This window comes from uncultured Thiodictyon sp., from assembly GCF_903946935.1.
Taxonomy (GTDB): Bacteria; Pseudomonadota; Gammaproteobacteria; order Chromatiales; family Chromatiaceae; genus Thiodictyon.
This window is the reverse complement of record NZ_CAJAXH010000050.1, coordinates 1-1925: the sequence shown is the minus strand read 5'-3', so window position 1 is coordinate 1925 and position 1925 is coordinate 1. Positions and strand designations below refer to the sequence as shown.

The 1925-nt window shown below is 68.6% G+C and carries 3 protein-coding genes; all 3 read right to left on the bottom strand.

Annotated elements, in window-relative coordinates:
* Window positions 1-36: 36 nt before the first annotated feature.
* Complete coding sequence (locus tag QZX93_RS05075; RefSeq protein ID WP_295393211.1) at window positions 37-1053, bottom strand: type-F conjugative transfer system secretin TraK; 1017 nt, start codon at window positions 1051-1053, stop codon at window positions 37-39.
* Complete coding sequence (locus QZX93_RS05070) at window positions 1050-1637, bottom strand: TraE/TraK family type IV conjugative transfer system protein (protein ID WP_295393210.1); 588 nt, start codon at window positions 1635-1637, stop codon at window positions 1050-1052. The genes QZX93_RS05075 and QZX93_RS05070 overlap by 4 nt, the downstream gene beginning before the upstream one ends.
* Window positions 1634-1925 (bottom strand): type IV conjugative transfer system protein TraL (gene traL / locus QZX93_RS05065; RefSeq protein ID WP_295387718.1); only part of this gene is annotated, 292 nt, incomplete at its 5' end. The genes traL and QZX93_RS05070, both read right to left, overlap by 4 nt.

The window sequence follows — 1925 nt, the reverse complement described above, 5'->3', positions numbered from 1 at the left end:
TTGGCCACCTCCATCTGGCGGCGCAGGCTCTCCAGCTCATCCTTCAACTGGGCCATCTCGACGCGCTGGGCCTCGACCACGGCGGGGTCGACCGGGGGCACGTCCGGTTTGTCCGGGGGTTTCGCCAACGCCTTCTTCACGGTCGCAGGCCGACTCGTTGGCCGGCACGGCGCCGGTGCCGGCATTGCGCACGCCGAGCGTCAGCACGCTGGCGGTCGCCCCCTGGATCAACTGGGTCTTGGTGATCTTGAGCCCCGGGGCGCAGTGCGCCTTCGGGCCACTGCCCTTCACCTGAAAGCCGGCCGGCAGCCGCCGCTGGGCCATGGCACGCAACAGGTCGGTCAAGGCGGCGACATAGGGGGTACTGCCGTTGCCCTCCCCCGCGGCGCCCGGCAGCGCCGCCGACTTGCCGCCGTCGGGTCCCGCGCCGCTCGCCCCCTTGCCGCGATAGCCGGGAACGGTCAGGCGGATCTCGCGCGGGGGCACATACCGCGGGGCCAGGGTGAGCGACAACGCCAGGTCATTGCTCTGCCCGTCGCTGATGTACAGGGACACGGGTTCCTCGGTGGACGTGGCCACGTAGACCACATGACCATCGACACTGGTACTGGCCGCCGAGACGGTTCGCACCACCGGGTTCGCGAAGGGGGTGACGAGGCGATTGAGGTGGTCGATGGCGATCTCGATCAAGGCCGTGGTGCCCGGGGTGATGCTGACGTTGCGAGGTCCCAGCTCCATCGCAATGGCTGGGGCCTGGCCCGCCGGCGGACCCATGGCGACGCGCAGGAAACCGCCACGGCGCTCGGGGGCGCTGCTGGTCCGGCGGGCGGCCAGGTCGAGTCCGCCGACCTGGCGAATGGTCGGTGCGTTAGCCGGGGAACTTTCGCCGGCCCCGGTCGGGTCGGCACGGGGTCCCGTCGCCGCGGTGCGGACATCCAACAGGTCGCAGGCGACCCGCGGGATCGCGGCCCCGGAGTCGGGCTCCGGCGCGCCCTGGGCGGTGCCGAGCGCGAGTGAGATGCACAGGGCGAGCAGGGTCGGTTGACGGATCATTGCGGGCTCCCAACGGTGGCGCCGACGCGCGGCTCCCCGGGATAGGAATCCAGGAAGACCACGACCGGACGGTAGTTCTTGAACTCGACACGCAGGGCATAGGTGCGTGACTTGTTGACCGGCTTGGCGGCCGGTCCGCTGGTCACATGGGTGCCGGTGATGTAGATCGTGCCGCTGGCAGGGTCCCGGCTGATCTCCCGCGGCTCAAAGGCCAGACTGACCTTTTCGCGGCGAATCTCCGCAACCTGGGCGTCCAGCACGCGCAGCACCTCGACCCGCAGCGCCGGTGCCAGCAGGGGTTCCAGGGCCTTGGTCAGGAACTCGGCATTGGTGGGGGTGACGTTGCCGAGCAGCTCGGCGACGAACAGCGCCCAGGCCTCCCGGACCTCCTGACTGGCCGAGGAGCGGGCCACCGAGACCTCTCCTTCGAGCACCGGCGGCACCAGCACCACGGTCCGATCGGTCTGGTTGATCGTCACGGCCAACACACAGTTCACGCCGAGGAGCAGCAGGATGATCAGGCGGTTGACCCGGTTCTCCAGCGTCAGCCCGGCCCAGGTGGCAAGAAATCGCTGGAGGTTCATGGTAGCCACCGCCGACAGAATGGATTGGGGGTGGTACGCCCACGCAGGGGCAGCAGGCCGTACCAATAGAGGAAGTGCAGTGCGTGCCCGTCGGGGCGTCGCTCGCGGTACTTGGAATACAGGCGCACCAGAAGGACGCCCAGGACGATCAGTTTGAACATCGTCCCGGGACTGCCGGTGAAGATCCCGATGACCAGACACAGGACGATCGGGACGAGATCATCGACGCGCCACAGCAGGATCAGCGGTGGATCGTCGATGTACTTGGGGATTTCGGTTGGGTCAGCC